Here is a 19,364-nt window from a genome sequence, read left to right on the forward strand (position 1 = left end):
CGGTACATAGGTATAAAATATAAGTCATTTAGTCAATTTTGCTCTGGTAGTTTTATTTTTGTGAAGTACATCAAACTGTTATTAATAATGAGTATAGCCGCATTTCTGCTAGGTACGATAGCGATTGTAGGTATGTACTTTTATATCAAACCCGATCTTCCAAGTGTTGAAGTGCTAAAAGATGTGCGCTTACAAACCCCCATGAAGATTTATACACAAGACGGCAAACTAATTTCACAGTTTGGGGTCAAGCGTCGTATTCCGTTAGAGTTAGATGAAGTCCCGCAATCATTAATAAATGCCGTACTTTCTATAGAGGATAGTCGCTTTTACGAACACCCTGGTATAGATCCTATCGGCTTAGCGCGGGCTTTTGTGAATTTAGTCTTAACCGGCGAACGTGGGCAAGGTGGTAGTACCCTCACGATGCAGCTAGCCAGAGGCTTTTTCTTAACCCGTGATAAAACCTATATACGTAAAATAAAAGAGATCTTTATTGCTTGGCACATGGAAGGTTTGCTCAGTAAAGATGAAATCTTAGAGCTGTATTTAAACAAAATTGAATTGGGGCATCGTGCCTTTGGGTTTGGTGCTGCTGCTCAAGTATATTTCGGAAAATCCGTTAATGAGCTCAGTTTAGCTGAAGTAGCGACTATTGCTGGACTGCCTAAAGCGCCTTCTACTTTGAATCCAATTTCCAGCCCAGAAAGAGCGAAAGCGCGTCGTCGAGTCGTATTGTTAAGAATGCTCGATGAGGAATATATTACCCGTGAAGAGTTTGATCAGGCCAGCAATGAAACTGTCATTTCTAAACGCCACGGTGCTGAGATTCAGTTAGATGCGCCTTATTTGGCCGATCTTATTTATAATGAAATGGTTGAATTGTATGGCAAAGAAGAAGCTGAAACTGGCGGATATCAAGTTTTCGCTACCGCACCTTCGGATTTGCAGTTTGCCGCACAAACAGCAGTAATACGTAATTTACATGATTATGATGAAAGACATGGTTATCGTGGTCCTATTCGCGTGTTATGGGGAGAGCCAGATGACAATCAAAGCCTAAACAACAGTGAAGATCAAAATACTGAATTGGTAGCCTTGGATTCTGAACCTTGGGACGAATCACAAATGCTAGAGGTTTTGGACGCTTACACGCCAATTGGAGTGCTTAACCCAGCAGTTGTTACCCAGGTTGATGAAACCAGTTTTGTGGTTTTTAATGGCCAAGGAAATTATCAAACTATCGAATGGCAGGGTATGCATTGGGCAAGATCCTACATTGACGACAATCGCCAAGGACCGGATCCTAAAAGTGCTGCTGACATAGTGGCTGCAGGTCAATTGATCTGGATTAGACAAAACGAGGAAGGGATCTGGAAATTGTCGCAATTGCCAACGGTGAGTGGTGCTTTTGTGGCACTGGATCCTAAAAACGGTGCGGTGCAGGCAATCGTCGGTGGATATAGTTTTTATCAGAGTCAATTCAATCGCGCGACTCAAGCTAAAAGACAAGTAGGCTCGAATATTAAACCTTTCATATATTCCGCAGCAATAGAACAAGGTTACACCTTAGCAAGTATTATTAACGACGCTCCTATCAATCAGTGGGATGCAAGTACTGGCACAGCATGGCGGCCACAAAACTCGCCAGCTGTGTATGACGGACCAATTCGAATGCGGGTCGCCTTGGGCAAATCGAAAAACGTAGTGTCAGTGCGTTTATTACGGGCAATTGGTATTAATGCCGCGGCAGACCATCTGAGTAAATTTGGTTTTGACCGCGCTGAAATTCCGAAAGATGAAACCTTATCACTAGGTTCAGGTTCACAAACTCCCCTAGAGGTTGCTACTGCAATGTCGGTTATTGCCAATGGCGGTTATTATGTGCGCCCTCATTTTATTCAACGTATTGAAGATGAGCACGGCAAAATATTGTGGCAAGCTAATCCTCCGCAAGTGTGTGAAGAATGTGAAACTCACAATGCTGAGCAAACATCTGTAACCAATGCATCAGAGCTTAATTCAGAGGAGCTCACAGAGCAGCAAATCGAGGCTTTGTTGGCGGCTGAATTAAACGGTTTCCCAGAAGATGAAGCCGATTCTCAGCCTGAAATAATCCAAGCCCAAAGAGTGGTGTCTGCGCAAAATACCTTTTTAGTGCGCGAAATGATGCGTACAGCTGTTCGAGGAAATGGTCGATGGAGCAATGATCCCCAGCGCAATACCTATTGGCTTGGCACTGGCTGGCGGGCGAGAAACATTCTTGGTCGCACCGATCTGGCGGGTAAAACCGGTACAACCAATGACTCTCGGGATACTTGGTTTAGTGGTTTTGCGCCAGGGTTAGTGGCTACTTCTTGGGTTGGTTTTGATGATATGAGTCGTATGCTCGGCCGTACATCTCGTAACCAGAATTTGATAAACGAAAATCCTGAAAAATTTAACTGGATTGGCAACGCCATGATCGGCGCGGAAGATGGCGCGAAAGCAGCTCAACCTGCATGGATTCGCTTTATGGAAAAAGCGCTTGATGGTGTGCCTCAAGAAATTAAACCTATGCCTGAAAATATCATCACGGTTCGAATTGATAGAGCAACGGGTAAACTCACAACACGTACAGATTATACGTCTATGTTTGAATATTTCATAAAGGGTACCGAGCCAACCTCTTCAGTTCAGTCTGACTCTGTTGTTGATCCCTTTGAAAGCGATCAATCAGAAAGTGTGGAACCTGAAGATATTTTTTAGATCCGATAGGGAAGTTTCACTTTTCAAACGTATATATAAGAACAAATGTTCCTTACTCCTAAGTTCGCTAATGTAAATTGGTAGCTAACTTAGGAGCCGGAGGCGCATTTAAATTGAGCGAAAATGGATGAGTTATTAGATAAATAATTCTGATGCACATCTGACCAGACAAATTGATACTGAGTTTAGCTGAATATTCGTTAAACTTGCTATTACTTGACACCTAATCACTTTAAATCCTCTTGATAACAAAGAGAAAACTGGAAAAAAAATACCTCTAATGAGCAATACTTCTAAATACTTGTATATTCCCCATTCTGGCCCTTCACTACTTGAGACGCCGCTGTTAAATAAAGGTAGTGCGTTTACCGCCAAAGAACGTGAAAACTTCAATTTGACCGGTTTGTTGCCGCCACGCTATGAAAGCATTGAAGAGCAGGTCGAACGGGCTTATATGCAATATTCCAGTTTTTCCTCACCCATTAACAAGCATATTTATTTGCGCGCGATACAAGACAATAATGAAACCTTGTTTTATCGATTAGTGCAGTCTCATATCGATGAAATGATGCCGATTATTTACACCCCGACAGTTGGGGATGCTTGCGAACAGTTTTCGGATATTTATCGCAGTTCTCGTGGTTTATTTATTTCATATTCTGAACGAACGCAAATAGACGATATTCTGCGTAATGCCACTAAACGTAAAGTAAAAGTCATTGTGGTAACTGATGGTGAGCGGATCTTGGGCTTAGGTGACCAAGGTATTGGTGGAATGGGTATACCCATTGGTAAATTGTCACTGTATACCGCATGTGGCGGAATTAGTCCTGCGTATACTTTACCGGTGATGTTGGATGTAGGGACAAATAATCAAAAATTGCTCGACGATCCTATGTACATGGGCGCACGTCATAAACGTATTACTGGCGATGAATATAATGAATTTGTCGATATGTTTATTCAAGCAGCCCACAAACGTTGGCCTGACGTTTTGATTCAGTTTGAAGACTTTGCACAGCCTAATGCCATGCCATTATTGGAACGTTACCGTGAGCAGGTCTGCTGTTTTAACGATGATATTCAAGGTACAGCAGCGGTTACTCTAGGTTCAATCCTCGCAGCTTGTTTGAGCAAAGGTGTTAAATTAAGTGCGCAAAAAGTGGTATTTGTGGGTTCAGGTTCTGCAGGATGTGGTATTGCAGAAATGATCATCAGTCGTATGTGCCAGGAAGGAATTAGCGACGCTCAAGCTAGACAGCAAGTGTTCATGATTGACCGCTTTGGCTTGTTAACTGATGGTATGCAGGGCCTTCGCGACTTCCAGCAAAAGTTAGTACAAAATCCTGAGGTGATTAAGCAGTGGAATACTGAAAATGAATGGGCGAGCTTGTTAGACGTAGTTACGCATGCAAAACCAGACATTCTAATTGGGGTTTCCGGACAGCCAGGTCTATTTACTGAAGAAGTTATTCGCGGAATGAAAGCGAATTGTGATTTGCCGATTATTTTCCCATTAAGTAATCCATCCCGTCAGGTTGAAGCAAGACCCGAGCAAGTTATTGAATGGACCAACGGCCAAGTTATTATCGCTACCGGAAGTCCCTTTGCTCCTGTTGCATATAACGGCAGTATTTTCCCCATTGCCCAATGTAATAATAGTTATATCTTTCCAGGAATTGGTTTGGGTGTGGTGGCCACAAAAGCTCGATTGGTCAGTGAAGAAATGTTAATGGCAACCAGTGAAGCCTTAGCACTTGCTTCGCCACTAGCAAGTGAAGGTGAGGGATCTTTGTTACCGCCTTTAACCGACATTGCTAGTCTGAGTAAAAAGATTGCATTTGCAGTAGGCAAGGTTGCGCAACAACAAGGTTTGGCTTTAGAGACCTCTGACGAAGCTTTACGAGCTAGTATTGAAGCTAATTTCTGGAACCCTAAATATCGTCAATACAAACGTACTAGTATTTAATCGATTTACTGCCAACTATTTATGTTAAATAGTTGGCAGTGTTGTCGCAGTCAAATAGTTTCGCAATTTGAGCTCAGCCCACATCAAGATAAGAAGGCTGTTTATTTATCAAGGGCCATTACAAATACTTTCGAATTTCTTTGAAAGTTATATAACAACTTTTTCGATTCAGGCAGCGCATCAATGCTGGCCAAAACGAATCCTTGTTCTTGAAACCAATGTGCAGTCACTGTCGTCAGCACAAAAATACTCTCTAAACCCTGCTCAATGGCATCTTGTCGAATTGCTTCGAGCAGACGTTCAGCACGACTTTTGCCGCGATAATCACCATGGGTAGCAACACAGGCAAGCTCACCAGTACCATCCTGCGGGTAAGGATAAAAGGCAGCACAGGCGATAATCATACCGTCTCGCTCTATGACCGTGAACTGTTCAATTTCCGCTTCAAGGAGTTCTCGAGAACGTTTAACCAGAATACCTTTTTCTTCGAGAGGATTGATCAGTTGTAGGATCCCGCCCACATCTTCAATTCGTGCTTTTCTAAGTTGCTCGTAATGGCGTTTAGAAACAAGCGAGCCTGAACCGTCACGGGTGAACAACTCCTGCAATAAGGCGCCGTCCTTTTTGTAACTGACACAGTGACAGCGAGGAATATCAGCGGCTATTGTCTGGTTAATGGCATCCAATATTCCTAACTGGTCTTCTCTGGCACCTTCTTCAAGCAAATCAGATAATTGGGCTGAATCGATATTACGACGCAGCTTTCCTGTTTCATCTAAAATGCCCTGATGTTCAGAAAAAACAATCAACTTATCGGCGTTTAAGCTGATGGCAGCCTGTGTGGCGACATCTTCATGAGATAAGTTGAAGACTTCGCCCGTAGACGAGTAACCCATGGGGGAAAGCAATACGATTGAACCATCCTGAAGATGATCGTTGATGCCCATCACGTCAATTCGTCTTACCACACCGGTATGCTCAAAATCGACGCCTTCTCTAACGCCCATGGGCATAGCCACAACCAAATTACCAGAACACACACGAATATGAGCTCCGTGCATTGGCGAGTTAGCTAGCCCCATGGTTAATAGCGCCTCGATTTGCGAGCGCACCGAGCCTGCAGCGTCTTTTACAGATTCCAAGGTTTGTTTGTCGGTGAGACGAATATTATTGTTGAAACGTTTTTCAACCCCTCTTAATGCAATGCGCTGATCGATTTGTGGCCTTGCACCGTGCACTAAAACAAGCTTCACACCCAAACTGTTGAGCAAGGCTATATCATTGATAATGTTAGGAAAATTAACATCCTCAACGGCCTCGCCACCAAACATTAAAACAAACGTTTTGCCCCTATGAGAATTAATATAGGGTGCTGAGTTGCGAAACAACCTAACGCCATCAATGTCTGACATCACCATCTTTCGTTCCTCAGCTCTTTAAACTTTTCAGTTCTGCATCAAGGGCTGCAAACACTGGATGAGCACCTGTGCCACCCAAAATATTGCGTTTGTCCACTAAGTATTCAAGCTCTAATACAGCATATACATCATCTTCAATTACTGAACTGAAGGTTTGCAATTCAGCTATGCTTAAATTTTCAATGGGTTTGTTTTGCTCAATGGCTGCTAGAACAATTTGACCAGAAATATCGTGTGCCGTCCTAAATGGAATACCTTTAGCAACAAGGTAATCTGCCATTTCGGTAGCATTGGCATAACCTTGTTTGGCCGCCTGAGCAGTCCGTTGAGCATCTAACTCAATAGTGTCTACCACTTCTGCAGCGATACACAAACAGATATGCCATTGATTAACTGCATCAAAGGCACCTTCTTTGTCTTCTTGCATGTCTTTGTTATAAGCCAAGGGAAGACCCTTCATGGTAACCAACAAGCCTTGTAAGCTTCCAAATACTCTGCCGCATTTTCCGCGCATTAATTCTAATGCATCTGGATTTTTCTTTTGCGGCATTAATGACGAGCCTGAAGTGACTGCATCACCAAGGGTGATAAAGCCGGCTTCGCCAGAGTTAAAGAAAATAAGATCTTCAGCCATGCGCGATAAATGCATCATTGAAGTACTGGCACAAAACAATAGTTCTAAAACATAGTCTCGATCGGATACGGCGTCTAAACTGTTGGCGCAAGGAGAGCCAAAGCTCAGCTGTTCAGCAATTTCCTGACGATCAATGGCGTAAACCGTGCCGGCTAGCGCGCCACTGCCTAATGGGCATTGATTCATTCTTACCAGCAAATCCTCTAAACGACTAATGTCGCGTTTGATCATCTCAACATAAGCCAAACACCAATGCGGGTATCGTACTGGTTGAGCTCGTTGTAAATGGGTGTAACCAGGTAAGATGACGTCTCTGTTGCGATCAGCAGATAATACCAGCGCACTTTTAATTGCCAGTAAATCGTCTTTCAAGCTTTCTAGGTGCTCTTTACACCACAATCGAAAGTCGGTAGCGACTTGATCGTTACGACTGCGACCGGTATGAAGCTTTCTTCCCAGATCACCAAGTTTTTCAATTAACGCAGACTCAATGAAACTGTGAATATCTTCTTCACTACTGGCATCAAAATCCAATTCATCTGCTTCGGCTTTGCTTAGCAATTCATTTAAAGCAGCTTCTATTTGTTGCTGTTCTTGAGTGGTCAATACACCTGCTTTAGCAATGGCACGTGACCACACAATTGAACCGCGAATATCTTGGCTGGCCAAAATCCGATCAAAGGGCAACGAGTCGTTGACCTGTTTGAACATATTACTGCTGCCCTCTTGAAAGCGGCCTCCCCATAAACCCATGACTAGTTTCCTTTATTCGCGTCGCGCGCTTTTTTATTTAAGGTTGCAATACGACTTGATAAGCTGAACAAACGAATAAATCCTTCAGCATGTTTTTGGTCATACACATCGTCTTGTCCGAAGGTGGCAAAATCTTCTGAATACAAGCTATTTGGTGAACGACGTTGAGTAACAGTAGCGCGACCTTTATATAGCTTAATGACGATGTCACCAGTAACTTGTTGCGCAAATACTTCGGCACCTGCTAACAATGAGTCGGAAAGAGCAGTAAACCAACGTCCGTCATACATCACGTGTGAAAACTCTAAACCTAAATATTCACGGTGTTTTAATGCTGCTTTATCTAAAACCATGCACTCTAGCGCTTTATACGCAGCCATAATGACTGTGCCGCCAGGAGTTTCATAACATCCACGAGACTTCATGCCGACTAAGCGGTTTTCAACGATATCGATTCGGCCAACACCATGTTTGGCTGCAATTTTGTTCAGTTCAACTAGCGCGTTATATGGCGAAAGAGCAACACCGTTAACTGTAGTAAGTTGTCCTTTATCAAAACTTAGGGAAACGCTTTCAGGCTTGTCTGGCGCATCTTCTGGATCGACTGTCATGGTCCAAATGCCTTTGGTTGGTTCACACCAAGGATCCTCTAATTCACCACCTTCATGAGAGATGTGCCAAGCGTTTGCATCACGGCTGTATATTTTAGTGGCAGAAGCACTGGTTTTAATATCACGTTTTGCTAGGTAATCTAATAAGTCTTCACGTGAAACCATATCCCACTCACGCCAAGGTGCAATAACTTGTAAGTCAGGTGCTAGAGCTGCAAAAGTACTTTCGAAACGTACTTGGTCGTTACCTTTACCAGTACAACCGTGGCATAGCGCGTCTGCGCCTACTTTACGGGCAATTTCTACTTGTGCTTTCGCAATTACTGGACGAGCCATTGAAGTACCTAGTAAATATTCACCTTCGTATACCGCGCCAGTTTTGATTGTTGGATAAATATAGTCAGCAACAAACTCTTCTTTCAAATCAACGATATAACATTCGCTGGCACCGGTTTTAATGGCTTTTTCACGAAGACCTTCTAATTCTTCATCGCCTTGGCCAACATCTGCCGCAAAGGCGACTACTTCACAATCATAATTTTCTTTCAACCATGGAATAATGGCAGAGGTATCTAAGCCGCCTGAATAGGCTAAAACAACTTTTTTAACGTCGGGTTTTGACATAACTATTTCCTAAATAAACTTGTGTTGATTTGTAGTTTGAACAAATCAGCTTCAACAGATTGATTTTTTAAAATGAACTTCGAGTCACTCAATTTTAAGCTAACAACGTTACTAGAATGGCATTTTGGCCATGCATTCTATTTTCAGCTTGTTGCATTAATAATGATTTATCGCTATCAATTAAAGTACCGCTAATTTCTAAATCACGATGAGCGGGTTGGCAATGCATAACGTATTGTGCACCGGTTAATGCCATCATAGCTTCGTCGACTTTGTATGGGTCAAAAATGCGTTTAATATCTGATAACGGTGTTTCATCTCCCATTGATAACCACGTATCAGCATAAAGTACATTGGCACCTTTAGCGTCTTCGACGTTATTACTTTGGATGATTTTTGCACCAGATTTTTCTGCAATTTTTTGGCTTAATTCAAATATCCCTTGATCAACTTCGTAACCTGCAGGGGTAACACTAACGATATTCACCCCTAGTATAGCGCCAACCAGCAATAGTGAATGGGTAACGTTATTGCCATCACCTACATAAGCTAAGGTTAAGTTTTCTAATGAACCATAGGTTTCTTGTAAGGTGAGAAAATCAGCTATTGCTTGGCACGGGTGATAGAGGTCGCATAACGCGTTGATTACCGGTACTTTAGAAGCTTGACTAAACTGCACTAAGGTATCATGACTAAACACTCTGGCAACAATCGCATCTGCCCAACAAGCTAAATTTGCTGCTGTGTCTTTGGCGTCTTCTCGGCCAGCTAGTTTACCAGCCTGGGAGTCAAGGTAAACCATGTGTCCACCGAGTTTATTGATACCAATATCAAAACTAACACGGGTACGCAAAGAGGGTTTCTCGAACAAAGCCGCAATTGATTTTCCAGCCAAAACTTGATTGTGTTCTTCAGGCGCAGCTTTAATTTTTGCCGCTAGCGCCAACAAATTATTTAAATCCTGCGAACTCCAATCTTTAAACGTTAATAGGTCCTGTTTCATTTGTTTTCCTTAGACGATGGGAAAATGGTTGTTCCTGCAGAAGCGTTTTCTTCAGTTGGAGTATCTTGGGTTAAAATATCAAGGTTTTTCCAACTTGCTATAGTCACAGACTGTCCTATTTGATTCGCCGCATCTAATGCCGCTTCTACTTTCACTGTCATACCATCGCGAATAACACCATCTGATATCAAAGTTTCAATATCGTCAGACGTGAGTTTATTAATAAGTGACTTATTCTGATCGAGCACACCTGCTACATCTGATAACAAAACTAGTTGTGCATTAAGCAGTTTGGCAATGGCTGTTGCTGCTTGATCGGCGTTGATATTAAGCAATTCACCCTGGTCATCTGCTCCAATGGAGCTCACTATGGGTAAAAAGCCAGCTGCCAACAGAGTCGTCAGTAAAGTTTGATCAATAGGCTCTGCAGAACCTACATTGCCTAATTCTTCACTGATTTGATGGCAATTGGTAATGTTACCATCCAATAAACTTAATCCCACAGGGATAAGTCCACTTTTTTTCGCTAATGCACACAAGTTTTTATTGGCTGTGCCGGCTAAAGCACCGACGACATAATCAATTTGTGATTTCGGCGTGACTCTCAGACCATTTAGTTTATGACTGCTAAGTGACAGATTTTTTAAAAGCTTCTCAACACTGCTGCCACCACCATGAACTAACACTATTGGCTGTTGTTCTTGAGCGGCATAAAGCGCGGCAAAAAAGTCTGCGGAAATACTTGGGTCATCTAAAAATGCACCACCAACTTTGATAACTTTTACTTTCATTTACTCACCTCAGCAATTAATCCAGTAGGAGATGCAAAACCGAAACTTAAGTTAGCACATTGAATTGCTTGAGATGCTGCACCTTTTAACAAGTTGTCGATGGCACTGCCAATGACTAAATATCCAGATTTTTCATCTAACTTCCAATGCAGATCACAGTGCGCAGTATTCACTACATCATCTAACTTAGGAAAATGATTTAGTAAACGGATAATAGGTTTATCACTGTAGGCTTTTTGGTAAGCGTCCGATACTTGCTCTTTGCTGGTGCCAGCAACTGTTTTCACCGTAATTGTGGCCAATATTCCGCGCTTAAAATTACCTAAATGGGGAGTAAATATAACGTCGGTACCTAAGGCTTGGCTAATTTCTGGCTGGTGGCGATGGCCAAGAACACCATATGCTTGCAGGCTCACTTCGCAATAGCTATTTCCCAAAGCGGCTTTTCTTCCCGCACCACTAACACCAGATACCGCATTAATAATTGGACGATGCTGGCTGTCTAACAGATTTGAATTAAACAAAGGCTTGAGCGCTGATAGCGAAGCTGTAGGGTAGCAACCTGGCACTGCTACTAGCGATGCCTCAGCAATAGACGCTGCATTCCATTCAGCTAACCCGTAGACCGCTTTTTCAAGTAACGGTTTATGCTGGTGTGCAAATCCATAAAAGTCTGCAAACACGTCTGCATCTTTAATTCTGAACGCCCCTGATAAATCGAATATTTTTGCTTTTCCTGCCGTTAATATAGGCATCCAGTCGTGGCTGGCTTCGTGAGGTGTGGCTAAAAATATGGCATCTAAAGAATCTGCGAGCTCGCTTAACAGACCATCATTAATGGGTAAAACCTTAGTGTCGACTAAACCGCTTAAAGAGGGGTGGAGCTGACTTAAAGCTTTATTTGCATCTTGACTGTTTTGCGAAACAAACAATCCTGCTAGCTCAAATTTAGGATGCAAGGTTAATATTCTGGCGAGTTCTGCGCCTGTATATCCACTTGCTCCGATTACACATGCTTTCAACATAATGATGTTTACCGATAATTTTTGAAAATGTTAACTTAGAAAAATAAAAAAAGCGCCCCAATCCTTTAAAAACTTCTTCTATATCAAAGGAGAGGAGCGTGCTACGCAACCAAAATTAGATTCGTCGGACAGACGTACAAGCGTAGCAAGGCAGGGAGTTATTTGTGCTCATAGTTCTCATTTATTCTCTATTCATCAATTTTCAGGCAATATGCACTGTAATTGATCGTTAAGGTTTAAAAATCAGTTTAAAACTGGTTCTTTGTTGCATGGACGTAGCATGCCATCAATGTTATAAATATGCAATAAAAGTGAATAATTATATTTTAAGGTTCTTATGCCAAATTTAACTTTCTTAGAAGTTTATGAAAAAATCATTTCCATCCCTACAATAAGTGCCGTAGACGAAGATCTAGATATGAGTAATCGTCAGTTAATCGACTATTTAGGGAATCTTTTTTCAGACTTAGGTTTTAGCATTTCTATTCAAAAAGTGCCTGAAGCACGGAATAAATTCAATTTATTAGCCAAACTCGGCACGGGCAAGGGCGGTCTGCTGTTAGCTGGTCACTCAGATACAGTGCCATTTGATGAAGGTCGATGGAATAGCGACCCATTTATACTGCAGCAAAAAAATGATTCCTTTTATGGTTTAGGGACCTGCGACATGAAAGGATTTTTTGCTTTTATTTTGGAAGCTTTAAAAGATATTCCTTTAAAAAAGCTGCAAAAACCACTGTATATTTTAGCCACAGCCGATGAAGAAACCTCTATGGCCGGAGCTAGGTTTTTTGCTCAACAACAGTTAATTAAACCTGATATGGCTATCATTGGTGAACCCACAGAGCTGAAACCAATCGGTAAACATAAAGGACATATGGCGCAGAGCCTAAATATTACTGGAAAAGCTGGCCATTCCAGCGATCCAGATAAAGGCGTAAACGCCATTGAAATTATGCAAATGGCAATACAGCAGCTACTCACGTTACGTGACCAACTTGCCAAAAATTACCGCGACGAAAGTTTTAGTGTTCCCCAAGCAACGATGAATTTAGGGCATATTCATGGCGGCGATGGCGAAAATCGAATTTGTGGACATTGCAAACTTAACTTTGATATTCGCTGTGTACCTGGATTGAGTGATGAAGAAGCAATTGCATTGATTGATGAAGCGCTGTTACCTGTTAAACAGGCTTATCCTGACCGCGTAGACATGCAGCTTATGTATCCGACAGCTCCGGCGTTCTCATGTAAGAATGAGCACAATATTATCGCCTTAGCTGAAAAGTTGACGGATTTTAAAGTCACAAATGCTAATTATGCTACTGAGGCTCCTTTTATCAATCAGCTTGGCTGCGATACTTTGGTTTTGGGGCCGGGCAGTATCAATCAAGCCCATCAGCCGGATGAGTTTATATCGTTAGAATATGTGGACCCCACAGTTTCTTTGTTAAAGAATATGATAAAACACGTGTGCTTTAGCGAATCAGCTAGATAAATACTAGGAAATAATATCCATGACTGAATTAGTAAAAAAGACCATTGCTTTAGTGGCTCACGATCACATGAAAGCGGAGTTAGTTGACTGGAGTCGCACCCATATTGAACAATTGAAAAAGTATAATTTGGTGGCGACAGGTACAACAGGCGGACTAATCGCCGACAGTTTAGATTTACCTGTTCATCGTTTTAAAAGTGGACCCTTAGGTGGCGACCAACAAATTGGCGCATTAATCGCTGAGCGAAAACTAGATTGTTTAATCTTTTTTTGGGATCCACTCAACCCCGCACCTCATGATCCTGACGTAAAAGCTTTACTTCGATTATGTTCGGTGTGGAATTTGCCTGTAGCTTGTAATCGTTGCACTGCGGATTTAATCATTACTTCGCCGCTGTTTGACAGCGACGAATACTTGAGGACTGTGCCTGATTATTGATAGTTAATTTATAACTATCAATAATCTTTAACGTAACCAATGTGATAGTTAGAGTTCGTCGTCTTGATGACGTCTCTTCTTATCATGTTTGTCACCACCTTTGCGGTGTTCTCTTTTTTCATCCATTTTCGCCATTTTTGCCTGTTGTTCCTCATCAAGGATATTCCAGATTTGATGGCGCACTTTTGACATGTCTGTCGACATTTGCAAATGAGCTGCTTGAAGTTTCTCACTCACTGCCAACCATGCTGATTGATCAAAAGTTTCACTTCTAACCAGCTGTTGAGCTTGATCGCGATAACCTTTCACCGTTTCACGCTGAGATTCCATAGCCGCTTTTTGGCTTTCAAACAAAGCTTTAATTTTTGCACTTTGCTCGTCGGTTAAGTCGAGTCTCTTGAACATTTTCATCGGCGAAGAACGTTTTTCTCCTTTATGCCCCTTGCCTTTGCGTTCTTTGCCTTTTTCGCTCATGGCACTCAACTTTTGTTGTTGCTCTGCGGTGAGGGTATTCCAGACAGCGTTGCGTTTGGTCGCCGAGCTTAACGCAAGTTGAGATTTAATATCTTGCTCTTGTTGTAACAAACTCACTACCGAATCTTGATCCCAATCAGTAGATCTAATTAAGCTCTTAAGCTGATTTTTGATGTTGTTTAAATCTTGCTTGTAAATTTCACCATCTGCTTTAGATTGCTGCATGATAGTGCGTACATCAAGTTTTTGCTGATCTGTTAAATCTAGCTTTTTGAATACCGCACGCATTGGTGGTTCTGGACGCTCATGCGCTTGAATTGCAAATGCAGTGACGGCTGCGGTAGCAGCTATGGCAATGATTGCTTTAGAAAAAATCAATTTGCTTTTCATGTGTATCACCTTTTGATTAATGTTTAACGAAATAACGACATTTACCTTGTCGTTGATTTGATAAACATTATAGTTACGTCAATGCAAAGAAGTGTCTGGCCATTGTAAAGCTTGTGTAAATAATGTTCTTTTCGTCTGTCACTTAATCAGCTGGAAGCTTACAATTCACCACATAATGTACCAATGACATATAGAATAATTGAGGTTACATGCAAAATAAATCACTACTTGTTATCGATGATGATAAAGAACTGTGCAACTTGTTGATAGAGTATTTGTCGCCCCAAGGGTATGAAATAGATCAAGCCAATGATGGTGAGACAGGCTTACAAAAAGCCATCGGGCCGAAACATTACGATTTAATTTTGTTGGACGTGATGTTGCCGCAAATAGATGGATTTGAAGTGCTTAAGCGATTACGCACTAGTCATTTAACGCCAGTGTTGATGTTAACAGCTAAAGGCGATGATTTTGATAAAATTTTTGGGTTAGAGCTTGGCGCCGACGATTATTTGCCTAAACCATTTAATCATCGTGAGTTATCGGCTCGAATCAAAGCTATCGTCAGGCGCATGGATTATTTGCCTTCAACAAGCTCTCAGCAACGATTACAAATTGATGATGTTGTATTGAACCCCAATACACAGAGTGTTGAATGTGCTGGAAATATTTTAGAGTTTACCGCTACTGAGTTTTTAATTTTGCATTTGTTGATGATAAACGCAGGTCAAATTGTTAGTAAAAATGATATCAGCGAAAAAGTATTGGGCAGAAAATTGATGGCATTTGATCGCAGTATTGATATGCATGTGAGTAATATTAGGCGTAAATTAATGCAACACAGTGATCAAGAAAAAATTAAAACGGTTAGAGGTACTGGCTATTTGTTCGTGGTTGAACAATGAGGTTTTTAAAAAAGCTTAACCCTGCCAACAGTCTTTTTGGCAAAACGTTTTTATGGTTTTGGTTGGCAGCGATTCTGTTGGGTCTTGTTGGCGCTTGGTTAGCTAAGCAAACCAACTCTAACTACTCAATTAAACCGCTAAATAACGTAGACATTAATCGTATACAGCAAATAGCGTCTCGTATTGAGCTAACTGCAGAGCGATTTCCCAAAGCCGAATTAAATCGTTTATTAGGCCGCACGGGGCAAAGAAGCAAAGATGCATTGATGTTAATAGATGCTCAAAGCAAAGAATTTATTTATGGTTTCCCAAGAGAAATGATGCCGTTAAAAGAGCCGTTTTTGGAACTCATTAATGAGACGCAACCTTTTGTTATTCGAACTACGTCAGGGGTCTTTTTTGGGCCAGCTAAAGTCTCGGTAAGAGGACAGACATATTTTCTGTTCACTGGTAAACCGCGCCCTCCAAATCTTGCACGGCAGTTGATGCAGACAAATCCCATAGCGCTTGGCTTAAGCGTATTGCTAGTCAGCGGAAGTCTGTGCGCTTTGTTTGTCTGGTCGCTTGTTCGACCTATTCGACAATTGCAGAAAAGTGCTAGGAAAGTGGCCAATGGTGACTTAACCCAAAACGTAAAATTTGCATCAAAAAGAGGTGACGAAATAGGCGCCTTGGGGCGAGATTTTAATTCTATGACGAAACGCCTTGCCGACTTAATGGGAAGTCAAAAAAGGTTAGTCGCTGATATATCACATGAGTTAAGGTCGCCACTGGCAAGATTGCAACTTGCCATTGGTATTGCTCAAAATCAAAAAGAACAGCTGCCAGAGTCGATTGAAAAACAGCTATTGAGAATCGAAAAAGAAGCACAGCAAATCGATTCAATGATTGGTCAAGTGTTGCGTCTATCTAGATTAGAGGCAGATGTAGCTGTTGAAGATAAACAACTTGTTGGTTTGAAAAGTTGTTTTACAGAGCTTTTCAATGATGCCGAGTTTGAAGCGCAAAATAGTGGTAAGGAATTAATTTTAGGTGACATTCCAGAACTGACTTTAAGTTGTTATCCACACCTACTGAAAAGTGCTGTAGGAAATCTGATTAGTAATGGAATTAAATATTGTTCTACTAAAGTTGAAGTGTCAGTGGTTAATCTGACTACTACACTACAAGTGACGGTAAAAGATGACGGTACAGGTGTACCTTCTTCGGATTTGGAAGATATGTTTAAACCATTTTATCGGTTGTCTGCGTCACGAAATCGAGATACGGGTGGGGTAGGTTTAGGCTTAGCCATTGTTAAACAAGCGGTAAAATTACACGGCGGTGAAGTCGTAGCCATGAATTCGCCAGAAGGTGGGTTAATTGTAAACATCACGATTCCGATTAAACAATAATGAGTGAAACCTTTGAGGCGAGATCGCGAGTGAATTGTGTTTGTAGATTGATTCTATGCAACATTGCAGTATTACGCATCTTGATAAGTGATTTAATTGTTAGCGTATAACATGATTGAACAGAGCCAAATCCCAGAAGATGAAACTTTGGTAGAAAAGCGGAATCAGCAATTTATAGAACCGTTTTGGCAAAGAAACGTGATTAACGGTTATTTTCTGGGGAAGCAAAAGGTACGAATTGCCTATGCTTATGTGATCAATCCGAATCCTATTGGAAGCATAGCCATTTCCTCTGGTCGTATTGAAACCTTATTAAAATATAAAGAGCTGGTATTCAATTTGTACCACGCAGGTTTTAGTGTGTTTATTCACGACCATCGAGGACAAGGGTTGTCAGGACGAATGTTAGATGATCCAGAAAAAGGGTATGTGGCTGATTTTGCAGACTACGTTGCTGATTTTAAATCGTTTTTTGACCAAGTTATTAGCCCTAATAGCGGTCATAAACCGATTTTACTTAGCCATTCCATGGGAGCCGCAATTTCTAGTTTGTATTTACTCACACACCCTGGAGACTTCGCTAAATGTATTATGTCGGCTCCGATGTTCGGTATCAGGCCGGCATTACCAAAATGGTTAAGTTGTTTGCTAATTGAAAGTTATACCTTGCTAAACCATGTCTTTGGTAAAAGCCCATGGTATTTTATTGGTCAGTCCAAATATAATCCTAAAGCCTTTGCAATAAATGAATTAACCCATTGCCAACAAAGATACAAAATTTTTCGAGATACCTATGAGGCTAATCCGCAATGCAAGCTAGGTGGGGTAACAACATCTTGGCTCAAACAAGCTGATAAAACGATGTCATTTATCCAAAAAAATGCTGCCGCGATTACTATTCCAGTGCTGTTATTGCAGGCTGGAGATGATCGGGTCGTGAATAACGCTAAACAAACTCAAGTCGCAGCAAAAATGCTAAATTGTGAGCTTATGCGAATTGAAAATGCGAGTCATGAAATATTCTTCGAAACTGAGGATATTCGTGATCAATCGTTACGGGCAATTTTGAGATTCTTAGCTTAAGCGAATTTGCCGCGGCATAGCTTAAAATAGTGAAGTTGCAGGTTCTTGCGGGCGTAATATTTGTTACACTTAAACAATTAGTTTTCTAGAACCTCGATTAAATATGCTTAGTATTGTTTTATATCAACCGGAAATCCCTCCCAACACCGGAAACATTATTCGTCTGTGCGCAAATACAGGTTACGACTTGCATCTGATTGAACCGCTAGGGTTTGACTGGGATGATAAAAAAGTGCGCAGGGCGGGATTGGATTATCATGAATTTGCTGAGGTTAAACGTCACGCAGATCTAACTGCTTATCTTCAATCCGAAAAACCGCAAAGAGTGTTTGCCTGCACCACTAAAGGTACTAAAAATTTCGCAGATGCTGATTTTAAATTGGGTGATGCGTTACTGTTTGGCCCTGAAACACGAGGCTTACCTGACGAGGTCATTCAGAATTTACCGGCGGAACAACGCTTAAGAATTCCAATGTTGGCCAAGAGTCGCAGTATGAACTTATCGAATGCGGTTTCGGTTTTTGTTTATGAGTCTTGGCGACAATTGGGTTTTGAAGGGGCTGTTTAAGGAGAGGTTAGCTTAACTAACCTTCTACAGTTGGCTCTCTGCCTAGCAACGTAAGTGCGGCACTTTTCGCTGGTTTCCCTTGATAAAGCACTTGGTAAATCTGCTCAGTAATCGGCATTTCAACAGCTAACTTGTCGGCTAAAATTTTGACTTCTTCTGCATTTCGATAGCCTTCTACAACTTGACCAATACTGTCGATAGCATCTTCAACCGACTTTCCTGTTCCTAAGGCTAATCCAAAACGTCGATTTCGAGATTGATTGTCGGTACAGGTGAGTACAAGGTCGCCTAATCCTGCCATGCCCATGAAGGTTTCAGGTTTAGCTCCCATTTTTAATCCTAAACGGGTAAGCTCAGCAAGTCCTCGGGTGATTAATGCGGTTCTCGCATTTGCACCAAACCCTAAACCATCAGATAACCCGGCACCAATTGCGATCACATTCTTAACCGCACCACCTAATTGAACGCCAATGAAATCGGGATTTTTGTATACCCTGAAGCTTTTTGAACAGTGTAATTTTGCACTAAACTCTTCCGCTAAGAGTTCATCCGTTGACGACAACGAAATAGCGGTTGGTAACCCTGCCACCATTTCTTTAGCAAAGGTTGGTCCTGACAGAACAGCCAAAGGAATATCACTTCCCAAAACTTCCTCTGCAACTTCTTGAAGCAATCTACCAGTTTTTGGTTCCAGCCCTTTTGTCGCCCAAATCAAACGATGCTGATCTGTCAAAAATGGCTTAATTGCTGTTAAAGTTTGCGCAAAGGCATGGCTTGGTACAACGACTAGAATATCTTGGCTGTTGGCAATTGCCGAAGCAAGGTTTGGAATAATTTCCAAGGCGTCAGGAAATATCGCTTCAGGTAAGTATCGTTGGTTGCATCGGGAGGTTTGCATTTCTTTCATCTGCGCGGTATCTCGACCCCACAGATAGGTTTGCACTTCATTTCGTGCAAGACAAAACGCAAGAGCAGTGCCATAAGACCCTGCTCCTAGTACTGTAACGCTTTGCTTATTTAGCATTGTCATTACAATG

16 protein-coding genes are annotated in these 19,364 nt (G+C 41.7%); 8 read left to right on the top strand and 8 right to left on the bottom strand.

All coding sequences use genetic code 11. The annotated features are described in order from the left end of the window. Nucleotides 1-60: 60 nt before the first annotated feature. Complete coding sequence (locus Q4567_RS02810) at nt 61-2,748, top strand: penicillin-binding protein 1A (RefSeq protein ID WP_303499256.1); 2,688 nt, start codon at nt 61-63, stop codon at nt 2,746-2,748. Nucleotides 2,749-3,028: 280 nt separating this feature from the next. After that, a complete protein-coding gene (locus Q4567_RS02815) occupies nt 3,029-4,717 on the top strand; it encodes an NAD-dependent malic enzyme (protein WP_216048813.1) in 1,689 nt (562 codons plus the stop codon). Nucleotides 4,718-4,818: 101 nt separating this feature from the next. Here the strand turns inward: Q4567_RS02815 and argA are convergent, their stop codons facing one another. From argA to argC, 6 genes are all read right to left on the bottom strand, one after another. Then, nucleotides 4,819-6,135, bottom strand: a complete 1,317-nt coding sequence (gene argA / locus Q4567_RS02820; RefSeq protein WP_216048812.1) for an amino-acid N-acetyltransferase — start codon at nt 6,133-6,135, stop codon at nt 4,819-4,821. Nucleotides 6,136-6,145: 10 nt separating this feature from the next. Next, entirely contained in the window at nt 6,146-7,522 is a 1,377-nt protein-coding gene (argH, locus tag Q4567_RS02825; RefSeq protein WP_216048811.1) for an argininosuccinate lyase, read from the bottom strand. Between the two features lie 2 nt (nt 7,523-7,524). Next, nucleotides 7,525-8,757 carry an argininosuccinate synthase gene (locus tag Q4567_RS02830; RefSeq protein ID WP_216048810.1) on the bottom strand — a complete coding sequence of 411 codons (1,233 nt, stop codon included), beginning with the start codon at nt 8,755-8,757 and terminating at the stop codon, nt 7,525-7,527. Nucleotides 8,758-8,851: 94 nt separating this feature from the next. Continuing rightward, nucleotides 8,852-9,760 (bottom strand): ornithine carbamoyltransferase, encoded by a 909-nt coding sequence (locus Q4567_RS02835; RefSeq protein WP_216048809.1) that lies wholly within the window; start codon nt 9,758-9,760, stop codon nt 8,852-8,854. Beyond that, nucleotides 9,757-10,551, bottom strand: a complete 795-nt coding sequence (gene argB, locus Q4567_RS02840; protein WP_216048808.1) for an acetylglutamate kinase — start codon at nt 10,549-10,551, stop codon at nt 9,757-9,759. Before argB ends, Q4567_RS02835 begins: the two co-directional genes overlap by 4 nt. Beyond that, nucleotides 10,548-11,576 (bottom strand): N-acetyl-gamma-glutamyl-phosphate reductase, encoded by a 1,029-nt coding sequence (argC, locus tag Q4567_RS02845; protein ID WP_216048807.1) that lies wholly within the window; start codon nt 11,574-11,576, stop codon nt 10,548-10,550. The genes argB and argC overlap by 4 nt, the downstream gene beginning before the upstream one ends. Nucleotides 11,577-11,913: 337 nt before the next feature. Here argC and argE point away from each other — a divergent pair, with 337 nt between their 5' ends. Together argE and Q4567_RS02855 are read left to right on the top strand one after the other, a co-directional pair. Next, nucleotides 11,914-13,074 (top strand): acetylornithine deacetylase, encoded by a 1,161-nt coding sequence (gene argE, locus Q4567_RS02850; RefSeq protein ID WP_216048806.1) that lies wholly within the window; start codon nt 11,914-11,916, stop codon nt 13,072-13,074. Nucleotides 13,075-13,093: 19 nt separating this feature from the next. Then, the gene (locus tag Q4567_RS02855) at nt 13,094-13,513 is read left to right on the top strand and encodes a methylglyoxal synthase (protein WP_216048805.1); all 420 of its coding nucleotides are present in this window, start codon (nt 13,094-13,096) and stop codon (nt 13,511-13,513) included. 48 nt (nt 13,514-13,561) lie between these two features. Here the strand turns inward: Q4567_RS02855 and Q4567_RS02860 are convergent, their stop codons facing one another. Continuing rightward, nucleotides 13,562-14,377: a Spy/CpxP family protein refolding chaperone gene (locus Q4567_RS02860; RefSeq protein WP_303499261.1), complete on the bottom strand. Its 816-nt coding sequence runs from the start codon at nt 14,375-14,377 to the stop codon at nt 13,562-13,564. Nucleotides 14,378-14,586: 209 nt separating this feature from the next. On the opposite strand from Q4567_RS02860, the gene Q4567_RS02865 reads away from it, so the two are divergent. The 4 genes from Q4567_RS02865 to trmL all read left to right on the top strand — a co-directional run bounded on the left by Q4567_RS02865 (nt 14,587) and on the right by trmL (nt 18,327). After that, nucleotides 14,587-15,282 (top strand): response regulator transcription factor, encoded by a 696-nt coding sequence (locus tag Q4567_RS02865; protein ID WP_216048803.1) that lies wholly within the window; start codon nt 14,587-14,589, stop codon nt 15,280-15,282. Continuing rightward, a complete protein-coding gene (locus Q4567_RS02870) occupies nt 15,279-16,676 on the top strand; it encodes an ATP-binding protein (protein WP_303499263.1) in 1,398 nt (465 codons plus the stop codon). The genes Q4567_RS02865 and Q4567_RS02870 overlap by 4 nt, the downstream gene beginning before the upstream one ends. Before the next feature lie 111 nt (nt 16,677-16,787). Beyond that, nucleotides 16,788-17,759 carry an alpha/beta fold hydrolase gene (locus Q4567_RS02875; protein ID WP_303499264.1) on the top strand — a complete coding sequence of 324 codons (972 nt, stop codon included), beginning with the start codon at nt 16,788-16,790 and terminating at the stop codon, nt 17,757-17,759. Between the two features lie 103 nt (nt 17,760-17,862). Continuing rightward, nucleotides 17,863-18,327, top strand: coding sequence for a tRNA (uridine(34)/cytosine(34)/5-carboxymethylaminomethyluridine(34)-2'-O)-methyltransferase TrmL (trmL, locus tag Q4567_RS02880; protein ID WP_216048800.1), 465 nt, complete (start codon nt 17,863-17,865; stop codon nt 18,325-18,327). A 16-nt stretch (nt 18,328-18,343) separates the two neighbouring features. On the opposite strand, the gene gpsA is transcribed toward trmL, so the two are convergent. Then, on the bottom strand, nt 18,344-19,357 hold the full coding sequence (gene gpsA, locus Q4567_RS02885) for an NAD(P)H-dependent glycerol-3-phosphate dehydrogenase (RefSeq protein WP_216048799.1): 1,014 nt from the start codon (nt 19,355-19,357) through the stop codon (nt 18,344-18,346). Nucleotides 19,358-19,364 lie beyond the last annotated feature (7 nt).

The sequence above is a fragment of the Aliiglaciecola sp. 2_MG-2023 genome (genome assembly GCF_030548145.1).
GTDB lineage: Bacteria > Pseudomonadota > Gammaproteobacteria > Enterobacterales > Alteromonadaceae > Aliiglaciecola > Aliiglaciecola lipolytica_A.